The following is a 13596-nucleotide window of genomic DNA, read 5'->3' on the forward strand; positions in this document are numbered from 1 at the left end:
ACGATGGACCGAACCGCCGCCCTCGACCGTGTCGACGTGATTCTCGATGCCGTCGAGAACGAGTCGATGCCCGTCCCCGTCCGCGAGGTGTGGGTCTACGGCGACGTCGCACTCGGCCTCGACCCTATCGACCGCTTGGACGTCTATCTGACCAAGGATATGCTGCTCCGTGGCGACGGGAGCGAGGAACAAGAACGCTACTTCGAGGAGGAGTACGGGGTGAGAGGCGTCGGCAAGAGCGTCTCCGCGGCGTGGGCCGAACAGTATCCCGAGCACCTTCGTGCCAACGACAACGGCCACGCTGCCCCCGAGAAGTGTCTCGCCGCTCACCTCGTCGACGGCGACGACCCTATCCACCTCGAAGTCTGCAACACGAGTTTCGACAACAACGTCACCCAGCGACTCCGCGGGGCGATGGCCCGAGAGGCGTACGAACAGATTCTCGACCCGCGCGGCGTCTGTCTGTGGGCCGAGGGCACACGCGCCGACGAGACGATGCAGAAACTCCGCGGCGGCGAACTCCCCTTCCCGACACTCTCTGGTGCGCTGGAGATGCTCGGATTGGACGAAGAGACGGCGACGGAGGCGGCCAGCGCGGTGGAAGCCCACAGAGCGAAACAGACCGGGTCGACCGTCCGCGGCGACGTGGTCTGAGGCTTCACCTCTTCGGCTTCTTCGACGCTATCAACCCTGCATCTGCTCGAACACCGCGTCCCGCTGAATCGCCTGTCGGACGGTTTCGGGCTCTTCGAGCAGGTGGAACTTCATCACGCTCCCGCGGGCACGGCCCCGGCCCTCGAACTCCTGTCCGAGGATGTCGAGGAACGCCTGTTCGCGAAGCAGGTCGTACACGCGGCGCTGTGAGAGTTGGTTCACGTCGAGCGTCGTCGTGAGTTCACAGTACTTGTCGTAGATGTCGTTGGACTCTATCTTCGACTCTCGGCGTGCGGCGGTGAGTTCGGCGACGGCGAGTACCGTCAGTTTCGCCTGTGTGGGCTGTCCTTGCAGGAGGTCACGGAATCGGTTGACGTCGGCGAGACTTCGGGCGTCGCGAACGTGCTCTTCTCGTACGTGGTCGTCGTCGCGTTCCTCGGCAATCTCGCCAGCGTGCCGGAGGATGTCGAGTGCCTTTCGCGCGTCACCGTGTTCGCTCGCCGCGAAGGCGGCCGAGAGTGGGATGACGTCCGTCGTGAGCACGTCCGGTTTGAACGCGTCTTCGCGGTTCTCCATGATGAGGCGCAACTGCTCGGCGTCGTACGGCGGGAAGATGAACTCGCGTTCCTGGAGACTGCTCTTGACTCGCTGTTCGAGTTTGTCCTGATAGCTGATCTTGTTCGAGATGGCGATGATGCCGATCTTACAGGAGTCGAGTTTCCCCGCCTCGCCCGCCCGCGAGAGCTGCATCAGAATCTCGTCGTTGCCGAGTTTGTCTATCTCGTCGAGGATGATGATGGCGACGTCGAACCGCGAGTCGAGAATCTCCCAGAACCGGCCGTAGTAGTCGTCCGTCGCGATGCCCGTCCGCGGAATCGTCACGTCCGTCTCGGCGACGGCGTTGAGTTGCGTCGCCAGCGTCGAGATGGCGCGTGTCTCGGTGTTCGACTGTGCGCAGTCGATGTACGCCGTCCCGACGGTCGTCCCGTGGTTCTCGGCGGCGCGTTTGGCCCGCTGAGTGACGTGCTTCGCGACGAGCGACTTGCCCGTCCCGGTCTTTCCGTAGACGATCATGTTCCGGGGTGACCCGCCCGCAATAGCGGGGTTGAGGGCGTTGGCGACCTTCTTTATCTGTTCGTCGCGGCCGACGATGCGCTCCTCGTTCGGGATGTGCTCGATTTCGAGCAGTTCTTTCCGGGTGAAGATGGGACTCTCGACACGGAACAGGGGGTCTGCTCCCCCGCTCGTGTCGTCCCCGTCGTCTGGCATACGACGGGCTTCAGACGGCCCCGGTTTAACCGTGTATATTTGCGACCCCCGCGTTTCGAGCGTAACGTCCGTACAGTGGTCAACGCGACGGATTAACACGGTTCACCGCTCCTGCCGGCCAACACCGCGTTTCGAACGTATCGTCGAGTACCGAGAGGATTCGCCGACCCGACCCCTCGTTTCAACCGTAAAACCCTGCTTTCGTCACTTTTGGGCGCTCTAAAGTGGCCGAGGGCTGTGATGGATGATACCGTCGTTCGAGCGTAACTGCGATACACACTGTCGGCGTGGCTAGTCGTTGACTCGAGACACACACCCCACGTTTCGAGCGTAAGACGCTGCGAGTGGGGGTGAGTGGAGTCGAAGCGGTGGGTTTCGCGAGTCGTCGCCGCACCGTACGACGATGCCGACACGCTGTCGTCGCCGCCGCCAACACCGCGAGGACAGACGACACACTGTCTGACAGTCCGGTCGGGCGCTCTGTACCCGGAGTGTACACTCGCTCACTCCCGTGTACTCTCACTTATTCACGCCGAGTCGAGCGACTGGTTCGTGTGGAACACGGTGGAACGTCACCGTTCCACCTCCAAAAAGACGAATCGAGCCTACGGGTTCCTACCGAGGTACGGTATATAAAAATATCGAATAAATGTCATTATCGGGCGTTCTCGCCACTCTGTCAGACAACACATCCAACCTATCCCATCTCACATTCAGTCGGCTCAGAAACACTGAGGGGCCTTTTCGACTAGTTACGCTCGAAACGTGGGGTGTGTCTCCCCCACCACAGACACGTCTCGAAGTTGTCGAGAATACGCCACGATTCGCTCGTTCGACGCTTCGCCTGTAGTCCCGGGGCGTCACTCGACGCTCGTCGACGACACGCGACCGACGGTCACGTCGAAGGGGACGACTTCGACTCGCCGATACTCCTCTTCCTGTATCTGTGCGACGACGTCGCGGCCCATCGCTCGCCACGCCCGGCGGAGTTCGTCGTACGTCTCAGTCGAGAGCGCCCGACGAAGCTCTGTCTCGTGGTCGGCGAGACCGGCCCCACTGGCCTTTCGCGCGGCGTCTTGCAGGTCTGCTTCGTCGTACGGCGCGTCGACGACTTTCTCGTGGTCGTACCGGCGTGACCGTACGTCGGCCAACCCACAGTCGCGGAACGTCTCTCCGACCGTCTCGCCGAGAGCGACGTCGGTCTCGACACCGGCCAGATACGCCTCGCGAACCCGGCGTTCCAGCGTGACCTCCTCTGAGACGGTCGAATCGACGCTGACGTCGGCGTTGTCGGGTTCGACGGCGGCGACGAGGTCAGACGAGACGCGAGCGAACTCCTCGACTGCCGCCGTCGGGTCGGGGAGATTCACGAGCAAAGCTTGGCAGATTACGAGGTCGAAGGTATCGTCGGCGAAGGGGAGTCCGGTCGCGTCGCCGGCGACGATAGGGAGACCGGTCTCCTCGCGAGCGACCCGGAGGAGGTCACGGTCGGCGTCGACACAGACCACGTCGGCGTCGCTCTCGTCGGCCAACACGCGCGACAGTTCGCCCGTCCCGCATCCGACGTCCAGGATTCGACTCCGCGAGTCGAGGTCGAGATTCGCGAGCGCCGCACGGGAGTCCGCCCACATCCCCTCGCGCGTCCGTCGAAGATACTCGGCTGAGAACCTGCGCACGCCCCTCGGTTCACGAGTCGCGGTGAAAAACCAGTCGACTCTCTGTGTCGGTCCCTCGGCTGTTCGGTCGTTCGGTCTCTCGGCTGTTCGGTCTCTCGTTCGGCGGTCGTCTAATCACTCAGCGTTCCGGCGACGGACTGCTTCGACGGCGATAGCGGCTAGTGCAATCGCCGCCGCGAGGAAGCCGAACCCCGGTACGGCGACGTCAGTCGTCTCGCCTCCTGTGCTCTCTGTTCTGTTTACTCCGTTTGCTCCCGTCTCGTTTGCAGATTCGTTGGAGTAGCGGGCGGTCGAGGTCCGAGACGAAGAGAGGGTTCGCTCCCGGCCAGACGGTCTCGGAACCGTACCGGATGGGTCCACTCGAACCGTCGCGACGACGCCAGCGTGGTCCGACGCCCAGAGTCGGCGCGTCTCGCCGTCGACGGTAGTCGACACGCGGTCGGCGGAGTGGAGACCGACGCGGTCGACGTCGACCACCGGGCCGACGTCGCGGAGCAGAACCAAGTCGAGTCGCTTCGAGAGCATCGAGCGGGTCCTTCTGAGGGTCGGATGCTGACAACAGGTGTAGCCCGCGCTGTCGGGCTCTCTTTCTGCGTACGCGTCGACGAAGAACTGAGTCAAGAGGTCGTAGGTCACCGTTTCGCTGCCGTCGGCGGGGCTGTTGAAGTCGCCGACGAGTACGACCGGCCGGTCGAGTGCGGTCAGGTCGACGACGAGTTCTCGCGCCTGGTCGAGTTGCGTCGACGCCGACGTACTGTCGAGATGTGTGTTGACGAAGGTGAACTCGGTGTCGTCGACTTCGACGTCGATTCCGCAGTAACCGCGGACGAGTGGGAACTCGACACCGTCCGGGAACGGGATGGTGACTGTCGCGTCGTACGTGTGTCTGCGTGGGTTGTGTGTGACGAGTCCTTGCCGAGCGAGAACCACGTCTCGGTCGGTGAGTCGGACGTCAGCCAGTCCCGCATCGAGGTCCGCCGGCAGTTCGACGTCCGTATTGGTGACCGAACTGACGACTCCGTAGGTCAGTCCCCGTTCGGCGAGTGCCGACTGGACGAGACCGAGAAAGTCGAGGTAGTACTCGCTGGCGTTCGTCCGTCCGGCGTCACTGACGTAGTCGCCCGGCAGTTGGAGTCGGAGCAGTGTCACCTCCTGTAGCCCGACGAGGTCTGGACGGGCCTCCGCGATATCGTCGGCAATCGCTTCCGCTCTGGCGTCGAATCGGCTCCGTTCGATGTCGGCGAGTAAGTCGGCGACGACCGTTCCCATCTCCTCTTCGGCCGACTGGAGGAGCAGTCGTCTGGGGTCCACACCGACGTAGAGATTCCGTGTCATGACCGTCACGAGCGGTGGTTCGGCCGTCGATTCGCTCTGTTTCGCCATCGTCTCGGTGTCGGTACGTTTGTCTCTGTCGCCGACTTCGTTCCAGTTTCCGTTCGTGCGGCCGAGACTCGGTGCGGCCACGACACCACCGGCTATTCCACGGAGGACGCTGCGTCGGGAGAAGGTCTGTTGCTTCACGAGTCGGACTCTCACGGTAACGGCGAGGCGAGACCGTCTCGTCGGAGCATTCGCTCGCGGGGACACGGCGGCCTACCGAGTTCACGCCGCGACGGATTCACCGCGCGAACAGCACGCGTCGAGGCCGCCGAGGCTGTCGTCTGTCACTGACCAAGTCGTCGCCAACAGTAATGAACTTTCCAGCGCGAGCGCAGTGTCAGCGTTCTCGGTCGAACAGCATCGTGAGCATCTTTTCGAGTCCGATTCGTGTATGTTCGTGGAACGTCGCCGCCGAGAGGTCGAAGGAGGCGGCGACCTCTTCACCCGAACTCTCACGCGGCCACTCGAAGAACCCGGCGTGGTACGCCGCCCGCAACATCGACAACTGGCGGTCGGTCAGTCGCTCTGTCAGTTCGTCCCAGTACTCCGACAGTGTCTGCGTCTCTCGCTTGACCTCACGTTTCGAAATCAGTTCGGCGTTCGTGAACTCCGAGCGGACCGCTTCGATGACCTCTCGAATGTCTGCGCCCGTGACGGCCTCGGCGGTAACTCGGACGTCGCCGTCGACGGCGGTGGCGGTGTGAACGTTCACACCGTACTCCGCGAGCAGCGAGACGAGAGAGGTGTTCGACACCGCATACTCCAAGCGAAGACCGTCGTCGTACGTCGAGATGACGCTGACGTTCTCGACGGTGTCGACGGTTTCGGCGACGGCTTCGACCGTCGCCGCGTCGGTTCCGTCGACCGTCGCGTACTGGAGGACTGCGTCGTCCGCGAGTGGGACGAACCCAGTCAACTCCACCTCACAGTCCGCGCGGGCCGAGAGAACCGTGAGGAACGATTCGGGGTCACCGACGACGAACTCCAGTTCGGTGACGAAGTCGGCGTAGAGGAGTCGTCGGTTCTCGATAGCGTTACTCGCGTGGCCCAGCGTCTCACCGAGTACCGCGAAGGCGGCACGTTCCCACTCACTGAACGCCGTCTCCGTGTTCGAGTGGACGACGAGTACGCCGTAGCGAGCGTCACGGTACTGGAGCGGAACGGCGACGTACGACCGATAGCCGTCGTCGAGTCCCAAGGACTGTACCGCGCCCGCGGCGTCGCCCGTCGCGTGGACGACGGTCGGTCGATCACTGTTCAGCGCCGACCGAACGCCCGTTTGCTTCGCTTCGTCGGCCGTCAGTTGGTCGATACTCGTCACCGACGACTCGTCCATCCCGGTGCTGGTCCGAACCGAGATTGTCTCGTCTTGCCCGTTCGTACTCGCGACCCACGCGGCTTCGTAGTGCACCGACTCGGCGAGTCGGTCACAGACGATGTCTTCGAGTTCGGCGCGTGTCTCGACCTCGAGCAACGACTGGATGATGTCGCGGATGAGGACGTTGATACTGTCGACCGTCCGAAGCTGCGTGTTCTGACGTTCGGCGTCGAGTTCCGACAGTTTACGCTCGGTGACGTCGAGATGTAAGACGAGCGCGAACCGCCGGCCGTCGTGGCGAAATCGGATGGCGCGCATGGCGAACCAACGCCGTTCGTCGGGACCGTGACACGGATACTCCAGTGAGAATTCGTCGCGCTCGCCGTCGAGGACGGAACGGATACCTCGACCCGCATCGGTGGCACCTGCTCCCGTACTTGTGTCGCAGACCGAGAGGTAGTTCGTCCCCAGCATCTGCGGTGAACCCGGAAAGTCGTTGTCGCGGGCGAACCGTTGCCACGCGTGGTTGGTGTATACGATATCACCCGCTCCGTCCAGAATAGCGACCTGTGTCGGCAGCGCGTCGAGACTCGCTTTCGCGAGTGGATGCGTCTCGAACTCGTCAGTCCGTGGGGGACCCTCGGAACCGTACGTCTCGGTTGGTCCCTCTGTTGCGTCGTCCATCTACGTGTGACCCGGTTTACTCATATCTACTCGCTCGACGACAGTTGACCCGTGCGACGGCGTTCGGTGGCATTCGACTGCGTCTGACCGCTTCACACTACACAGCGTCTGTAGCAACAAAAATCTGTTCACAGCGGAACATCGGCGTAAGTTCGTCTCGCCGGTCCGAGACCCCCGGTCAGCGACGCCCGACACGACGTACCAGTAACGCGAGTCCGTACCCACCGATGGCGACGAGCACGATAGTGCCTCCGGCGGCCAACCCGTAGCTGTAGGAGAGCCCGATGCCGACGACGACGGCCAGCTCGGCTGCGACGACGGCGACGAGCATCGACTCCCGGAAGCTTCGACTCAACTGTGCGGCGGTCGCCACGGGGACGACGAGCATCGCGGCGACGAGGATGACGCCCATAATCTGCATCGCGGCGACGACGACGAACGCGGTGAGGACGACGAGCAGACGCGTCGTCTGTGTCACGTCGATACCCGCGACCTGGGCGGCCGTCTCGTCGAAGGTGACGGCGACGAACTGCCGATAGTACCGCCAGACGATGCCGACGACGGCGAGGCTCAAGAGCGAGAGGACGAGTGCGTCCTCACGACGGACGGTCGAGAGACTCCCGAACAGATACTGGTTGATGCTCACCGCGATGCCACCGTCGGTCAGACTCACCAGCACGGTTCCCAGTGCGAACCCACCGGAGAGGACGATGGCCATCGAGACGTCACCGTAGGTGTCGGTTCGCTCGGCGATGAGTTGCACCAGCAGGGACGCGAGGACGGCGACGACCAGTGCGGTCAGCGTCGGCGACACGGGTAACGCGGTGGCCGACCCGAGGAACAGTCCGACTGCGACCCCAGCGAACGCGGCGTGTGCCAGCGTGTCGCCGATGAGTGCCAGTTCGCGGTGGACGAGAAACGACCCCACGAGCGGCGCGACGACGCCCACACAGACGCCCGCGAGCAACGCTCGCTGCATGAACGGGTAGCAGACGAGGTCGACACCGACCGCTCCGAACAGGCGGCAGAACGCACTACCGACGAAGCCGAGAAGCGCGGTAAACGCGTCGAGAATCGAGTCGACGACGGCCGTGATGGTGCCGGCGTCAGTCATGGTGCTCGTGGTCGTGGTCGTGGTCGTGTTCGACGATACGCTGGTTGGCACCGTACGCCTGCGCGAGTGCGTCGCTCTCGGCGAAGCCGTCGGCGTCGCCGTGGAAGTACAGCCGTCGGTTCACGCAGGCGACGTGCGTCGCGTACGTCGTCACGACGCCGATATCGTGTTCGACGAGGACGACCGTCATCCCCTCGCGGTTGAGGGTTGCGAGCAACTCGAAGAACGACTCACGAGAGGCGGCGTCGACGCCGACGGTCGGTTCGTCGAGGACGAGCATCTCGGCTTCGGTCGCCAGTGCTCGCGCGATGAACACTCGCTGTCGCTGGCCGCCGGAGAGAGCGCCGAGTCGTCGAGTGTCGAGGTCGGTGATACCGACTGTCGCCAGCGCGTCGTCGACCGCTGTGCGGTCTTCGCGGCGGAACCGCCCGTGTGGGACGTGGGGATACCGCCCCATCCGAACGACTTCGCGGACGGTCACGGGCATCTTCCGGCCAGCCGTCGCGGCGGCCTGGGCGACGTAACCGACACGCGTCCCCGTGTCGACTTCGTGTGCAGGCTGGCCGAACAACCGAACGCGCCCTGCATCAGGTCGGTCGAGTCCGAGCAGGAGTCGGACGAGTGTGCTCTTTCCCGACCCGTTCGGCCCGACCAGTCCCAGGAAGTCGCCCGCGTCGAGACCGAACGAGACGGCTTCGACGGCCGGTGTCTCGCTGTACCCGAACGTGACGTCTTCGAACGTGGCGACCGCTCGCCCACTGTCACGCTCGCTCACGTCGCCCCCAACGCCGTCGACAACGAGTCGAGGTTCACCTCGCGCATCACGTCGAGGTAGCCCCAGCCTCGCTCGGCCCACTCGGGTTTGACCGTCGGGATGGGTGTGAGCGGCAGTACCGTCGTCGCGTCCGTCTCCGCGACCAACTGTTGTGCGGCCCGGTCGGACTCGAAGACGGGGGTGAGAACGTGGTCGAGGTCGTGTTCCTCGACGACGCGTTGCGCCTCGCGAATCGCCTTCGGCGACGGCGTCGCGTCGGGTGCGACGCCAGTCAGTGCGTGGACTTCGAAGTCGTACCGATTGCCGAGATACTGAAACGCGTTGTGTCCGGCGACGAGGACGACGTCGCGGCTCCGGTCGGCGAGTCGGTCCTCGAACTCGGTGTCGAGCGCATCGAGGTCGGCAGCGAACGACTTCGCGTTCGTCTCGTAGGCGTCCCGACTCTCGGCGTCTACCTCTGTGAGTCCCGCACGGACGTTCTCGACGGCCTGCTTCGCTCGTGTCGGGTCGAGCCAGAAGTGCGGGTCCATCGCCCCGTGGTCGTGGCCGTCTTCGTCTCCCTCGGTGGCTTCGGACTCGTGGTCGTTCGTCTCGTGGTGCTCCTCGCCGTGTTCGTCCGTCCCGTTTCCTCCCGTCTCGTGACCATCGTGGTCGTCGTGTGCGTCGCTTCCGTCGTTCGTTCCCGGTGCGGGTAACAGGTCGACACCGTGCCGAATCGGAATCGCCGAAACGGCGGGAGCGTCCTGTTCGAGGTTGGCGACGATGTCGTCGGCCCACGGCTGAAACTCCTCGCCGACGTAGACGACGACGTCCGACTCGACGACGGCGCGCTGGACGTCGGGTCCCGGCTCCCAGCCGTGTCCGTGTTGGCCGAACGGAACCAGGTCCGTCACCGTCGCGGCGTCACCGGCAACTCGCCGCGTGAAGTCACCGGCGACGAAGAACGACGACTGAACGTCGAGTCGCCCGTCGGTCTGGTTCTGGTCTGCCGGTGACGTCTCCGCGAGACAGCCCGAGAGACCCGTTGCTGCAGCAGCGATACCGGCAGCGAGAACCGCCCGTCGTGTGTGTGACTGCATCACTGATTAACAACTCTATCTTGGTCGTTATTAAATTCTACTACTCGTCGTTCACGTGTTGTTAAATCAGTCGTCGTCGCCACAACCGCTTTGCGTGGACCGCCCAACGGGGAACTATGGCTGACACCGACGTTCGAGACAGGGCCTGGCGACTCATCCGCGAGCAGTCGTGGTCAGGTGCCATGAACATGGCACTCGACGAGATAGCTGCCGAGACGGCCGCAGACGGCGGTCCACGAACGGTCCGCGTCTACCGCTGGAACCCGAGTACGCTCTCACTCGGCTACCGACAGGACCCCGACACCGTCGACTGGGCGTTCTGTGAGCGCGAAGGGATCGAAGTCACTCGCCGACAGACCGGCGGCGGCGGCATCTATCACGACACGAACGGCGACATCTCCTACTCTATCGTCGCCCCGAAGGACGAACTGCCGTCGAGTCTCATGGACTGCTATCACCTGCTCTGTACGCCGGTTCTCGACGCCTTCGAGCGAATGGGCGTCGCCGCCGACTTCGCCGAGAAAGAACTCCCCGAGATTTACCATCCGGCCTGCTATCTGCGCGAACTGCACCCCGCCCACGACATCGTCGCCGACGGGCGGAAGATAAGCGGTAACGCCCAGTATCGCCGGAAGAACGCCGTCATCCAACACGGGTCACTCACGTACTCGGTCGACGCCGAACGTCACCTCTCGACGTTCACGGGACACGACGTCTCTCCCGAGACGTTCCGTGAGCGCGTCACCGGCATCGACGAGGAGAGCGAGACGAGTCGCTCCGAAGCAGTCTCCGCCGTCGAACGCGCACTCGCCGACTGGGCGGCGGCCGACGACGGGTCGTGGACCGACGACGAACTAGAGCGGGCGAGAGAACGAGCAGCGGAGAAGTACGCCGACGACGACTGGGTGCGACGGCGTCCGGACGAGCGATAGCACCAGCGCGTCAGAACCCGAAACTGTCCGTCTCCTCGACGCCGAACTCCCGTCGAATGGCGTCGTGAATCTCACCGACCGGCGGCGTGTCTCGCGTCGGGTCCAACCAGTGCTCGCTCAGCCAACGGTACCGAACCGTCCGGTCTCGGTCGATGAGGAAACACGAGCGCCGGGCACGCCGCGAGAGACCGAACGCGCGGTAGTCGACGCCGAACGCCTCCGCGACGTCGAGGTCCGGGTCGGCGTAGAGCGGAAAGCCGAGGTTCAGATGGTTGATGAACCGTCGGTGGAGTCCGACGCTGGATTTGCTGATGCCGACGACCTGTACCGTCTCGTTCGTGGAGAACCAATCGAAGTCCCGGAACGAACACCACTCGGAAACGCAGTCCGGACTGAAGTCGGCCGTGTAGAACGACAACAACACCGGTCGGTCTTCGAGCAACGCGGACAACGCGACACGCTCTGTCTCACCATCTGCCCGGACGAGCGGTGCGGTGAAGTCCGGTGCGACCTCACCGACTGCCAGGCCCGTAGAACTACCCATATATTTCAACAGTCTTCACGTCCAATAGGTATTTGCGTAACCGACGTCCTCCCCGACTCCGAAGTCCCTTTTTACACCCGCCGCTTTCCCACCCGCATGCACGTCGGAGCACACGTATCCATCTCCAGTTCGAAAGTCTCTAGTGACGACGAGACGCCGCCGCACGGCAGCATCGCAAACGCCGTCCACCGGCAGGTCGCCTTCGGCGGCGACTGCGGGCAGATTTTCACCACCTCCCCGCAGGTCTGGCGCGACCCGGAGATCAGCGACGAAGACGCCGAACTGTTCAAACGCGAGACCGAAGAGAAACTCGACGGCCCCTGGGTCATCCACGCCTCCTATCTCGTGAATCTCTGTACGCCGAAAGACGGCCTGCGTGAGAAGTCCATCGCCTCCATGCAGACGGAAGTCGACACGGCGGCGAGACTCGGTATCCCGTACGTCAACGTCCACCTCGGCGCGCACACGGGTGCCGGTGTCGAGGGCGGTCTGGAGAATGCGGCGAGTGCGCTCGACGAACTCGACGTTCCCGACGGCGTGACGATTCTCATCGAGAGCGACGCCGGTAGTGGGACCAAACTCGGTGGCGACTTCGAGCATCTCGCTACCGTCCTCGAAGCGTCCGAACAGGACCTCGACATCTGTCTCGACACGGCCCACGCTTTCGCGGCGGGCTACGACCTCTCGACAGCGGAAGGCGTCGAGGAGACGGTGGCCGAACTCGACGACGTCGTCGGCTTAGAGCACCTCGAATATATCCACCTCAACGACTCCAAACACGAGTGTGGGACGAACAAAGACGAACACGCACTCATCGGCGAGGGTCTCATCGGTGAGGAAGGGATGCGCGCGTTCGTCAACCATCCGGACCTCGAAGACGTGCCGATGGCGCTCGAAACCCCGACAGAAGACGGCAAAGGGTTCGCGTGGAACATCCAGCGCGTCCACGAACTCCGCGAGGAGTAACCTCTCTCCCGACAGAAGCACCCTTGGTCCCCCGAATCGACGTTCGACTGTGACTGCGACACTCAGACTCGCAACCGAAGACGACGCGGCGGCGATTCAGCGCATCTACGCACCGTACGTCGAGGAGACGGCGATTACCTTCGAACTCGAACCGCCATCGACGGCGGAGATTCGTGAGCGCATCGACGACACCCTCACCGACTACCCGTGGTTGGTCTGTGAGGCTGACGACGACGTCGTCGGTTACGCGTACGCGGGACCGGTGCGAAAGCGCGAGGCCTACCAGTGGTCCGTCGAGAGTTCGGTCTACGTCGACTCGGCCGCTCACCGAAACGGCGTCGCCCGCGGCCTGTACGAGTCGCTCCTCGAACTCCTCGAACTCCACGGGTACATCACCGTCTACGCGGTGGCGACGCTGCCGAATCCGGGAAGTGTCGCACTCCACGAGTCGTTCGGCTTCGACCACGACGCGACGTTCGAGAAGATGGGGTACAAACACGGCGAGTGGCACGACGTCGGGTGGTGGTCACTCGCCGTGCGCGAGCATCCGGCCGACCCGGACCCACCGCTGTCGCTCGCGGTGGCACGAGAACGCGACGAGTGGGACGAGCGCCTGACTGCCGGTCAGTCGTCGATTCGCTTGTGAGACTCTGAGGCGATACTTCACCCAGCGACTGGGTGGGTCGTCCTCTTCGACACCTCGAACGCGTACTTCTCGTTCGCCGGCGTACAGAATCTTTTGTCGCTGGCGTCCCACGTACGAGTATGTCCACTATCGACGTCGACGACCTGCTCCCGAACGAACGCGTGAAACAGGCGGTGCTGTCCGGCGACATCACACAACTCACTCGCGGAGCGAGTAACCGATACGCCGAAGAAGGCGACACGTTCGCCATCGAAGACGAGACGTTCGAAGTCACGAGCGTCGACCACCGAACGCTCGGCGACTTCACCGACGCCGACGCTCAGCGTGAAGGGTCGGAGTCACTGGACGCGTACAAAGCGCGGATGAAACGCGTCCACCCCGGTGACTTCGAGTGGGACGACAGTGACGAGGTGCTGACCTACCGGTTCGAACGCCGCGAGTAACGCGTCACCGACCCTCACACTTCTACACGGGCTGAGACAACTCGAGTGAGTCTTTCGACTGAGAGTCTCTCTCGCATCGCACGTAGCGACGCCGACGTTCACTTCGGTTCTGGGCA

13 protein-coding genes are annotated in these 13596 nt (G+C 63.6%); 5 read left to right on the forward strand and 8 right to left on the reverse strand.

Annotated elements, in window-relative coordinates; translation table 11 throughout:
• Positions 1-3: 3 nt before the first annotated feature.
• Positions 4-654 (forward strand): DUF7095 family protein, encoded by a 651-nt coding sequence (locus BM083_RS08520; RefSeq protein WP_089868537.1) that lies wholly within the window; start codon positions 4-6, stop codon positions 652-654.
• 30 nt (positions 655-684) lie between these two features.
• On the opposite strand, the gene BM083_RS08525 is transcribed toward BM083_RS08520, so the two are convergent.
• From BM083_RS08525 to BM083_RS08560, 7 genes are all read right to left on the reverse strand, one after another.
• Complete coding sequence (locus tag BM083_RS08525) at positions 685-1923, reverse strand: orc1/cdc6 family replication initiation protein (RefSeq protein ID WP_009366623.1); 1239 nt, start codon at positions 1921-1923, stop codon at positions 685-687.
• Positions 1924-2783: 860 nt separating this feature from the next.
• Positions 2784-3599, reverse strand: a complete 816-nt coding sequence (locus tag BM083_RS08535) for a class I SAM-dependent methyltransferase (protein ID WP_089868541.1) — start codon at positions 3597-3599, stop codon at positions 2784-2786.
• Between the two features lie 114 nt (positions 3600-3713).
• Positions 3714-5120: an endonuclease/exonuclease/phosphatase family protein gene (locus BM083_RS08540; protein ID WP_143085706.1), complete on the reverse strand. Its 1407-nt coding sequence runs from the start codon at positions 5118-5120 to the stop codon at positions 3714-3716.
• 196 nt (positions 5121-5316) lie between these two features.
• On the reverse strand, positions 5317-6981 hold the full coding sequence (locus BM083_RS08545) for a bacterio-opsin activator domain-containing protein (protein WP_089868545.1): 1665 nt from the start codon (positions 6979-6981) through the stop codon (positions 5317-5319).
• A gap of 178 nt (positions 6982-7159) precedes the next feature.
• Positions 7160-8095, reverse strand: coding sequence for a metal ABC transporter permease (locus BM083_RS08550; protein ID WP_009366616.1), 936 nt, complete (start codon positions 8093-8095; stop codon positions 7160-7162).
• Complete coding sequence (locus BM083_RS08555) at positions 8088-8870, reverse strand: metal ABC transporter ATP-binding protein (protein ID WP_089868547.1); 783 nt, start codon at positions 8868-8870, stop codon at positions 8088-8090. The genes BM083_RS08550 and BM083_RS08555 overlap by 8 nt, the downstream gene beginning before the upstream one ends.
• Positions 8867-9949, reverse strand: a complete 1083-nt coding sequence (locus BM083_RS08560) for a metal ABC transporter substrate-binding protein (protein ID WP_089868549.1) — start codon at positions 9947-9949, stop codon at positions 8867-8869. The genes BM083_RS08555 and BM083_RS08560 overlap by 4 nt, the downstream gene beginning before the upstream one ends.
• Positions 9950-10065: 116 nt before the next feature.
• Here BM083_RS08560 and BM083_RS08565 point away from each other — a divergent pair, with 116 nt between their 5' ends.
• On the forward strand, positions 10066-10881 hold the full coding sequence (locus BM083_RS08565) for a lipoate--protein ligase family protein (protein ID WP_089868551.1): 816 nt from the start codon (positions 10066-10068) through the stop codon (positions 10879-10881).
• Positions 10882-10891: 10 nt separating this feature from the next.
• Here BM083_RS08565 and BM083_RS08570 read toward each other — a convergent pair whose 3' ends face one another.
• Entirely contained in the window at positions 10892-11425 is a 534-nt protein-coding gene (locus BM083_RS08570) for a redoxin domain-containing protein (protein ID WP_089868553.1), read from the reverse strand.
• Positions 11426-11521: 96 nt separating this feature from the next.
• On the opposite strand from BM083_RS08570, the gene BM083_RS08575 reads away from it, so the two are divergent.
• The 3 genes from BM083_RS08575 (at position 11522) to BM083_RS08585 (ending at position 13480) form a co-directional block, all read left to right on the forward strand.
• Positions 11522-12391 carry a deoxyribonuclease IV gene (locus BM083_RS08575; RefSeq protein WP_089868556.1) on the forward strand — a complete coding sequence of 290 codons (870 nt, stop codon included), beginning with the start codon at positions 11522-11524 and terminating at the stop codon, positions 12389-12391.
• Positions 12392-12440: 49 nt separating this feature from the next.
• The gene (locus tag BM083_RS08580; protein WP_089868558.1) at positions 12441-13037 is read left to right on the forward strand and encodes an arsinothricin resistance N-acetyltransferase ArsN1 family B; all 597 of its coding nucleotides are present in this window, start codon (positions 12441-12443) and stop codon (positions 13035-13037) included.
• Positions 13038-13156: 119 nt separating this feature from the next.
• Positions 13157-13480, forward strand: coding sequence for an ASCH domain-containing protein (locus BM083_RS08585; RefSeq protein ID WP_089868560.1), 324 nt, complete (start codon positions 13157-13159; stop codon positions 13478-13480).
• Positions 13481-13596 lie beyond the last annotated feature (116 nt).

Source organism: Halogranum rubrum (assembly GCF_900114455.1).
GTDB lineage: Archaea > Halobacteriota > Halobacteria > Halobacteriales > Haloferacaceae > Halogranum > Halogranum rubrum.

What these genes read in the sequence shown, in the direction of transcription:
- BM083_RS08560 (WP_089868549.1), bottom strand. Translation starts at nt 9,949, where the DNA reads ATGCAGTCACACACACGACGGGCGGTTCTCGCTGCCGGTATCGCTGCT.
- BM083_RS08520 (WP_089868537.1), top strand. Translation starts at nt 4, where the DNA reads ATGGACCGAACCGCCGCCCTCGACCGTGTCGACGTGATTCTCGATGCC.
- BM083_RS08565 (WP_089868551.1), top strand. Translation starts at nt 10,066, where the DNA reads ATGGCTGACACCGACGTTCGAGACAGGGCCTGGCGACTCATCCGCGAG.
- BM083_RS08585 (WP_089868560.1), top strand. Translation starts at nt 13,157, where the DNA reads ATGTCCACTATCGACGTCGACGACCTGCTCCCGAACGAACGCGTGAAA.
- BM083_RS08550 (WP_009366616.1), bottom strand. Translation starts at nt 8,095, where the DNA reads ATGACTGACGCCGGCACCATCACGGCCGTCGTCGACTCGATTCTCGAC.
- BM083_RS08545 (WP_089868545.1), bottom strand. Translation starts at nt 6,981, where the DNA reads ATGGACGACGCAACAGAGGGACCAACCGAGACGTACGGTTCCGAGGGT.
- BM083_RS08525 (WP_009366623.1), bottom strand. Translation starts at nt 1,923, where the DNA reads ATGCCAGACGACGGGGACGACACGAGCGGGGGAGCAGACCCCCTGTTC.
- BM083_RS08570 (WP_089868553.1), bottom strand. Translation starts at nt 11,425, where the DNA reads ATGGGTAGTTCTACGGGCCTGGCAGTCGGTGAGGTCGCACCGGACTTC.
- BM083_RS08575 (WP_089868556.1), top strand. Translation starts at nt 11,522, where the DNA reads ATGCACGTCGGAGCACACGTATCCATCTCCAGTTCGAAAGTCTCTAGT.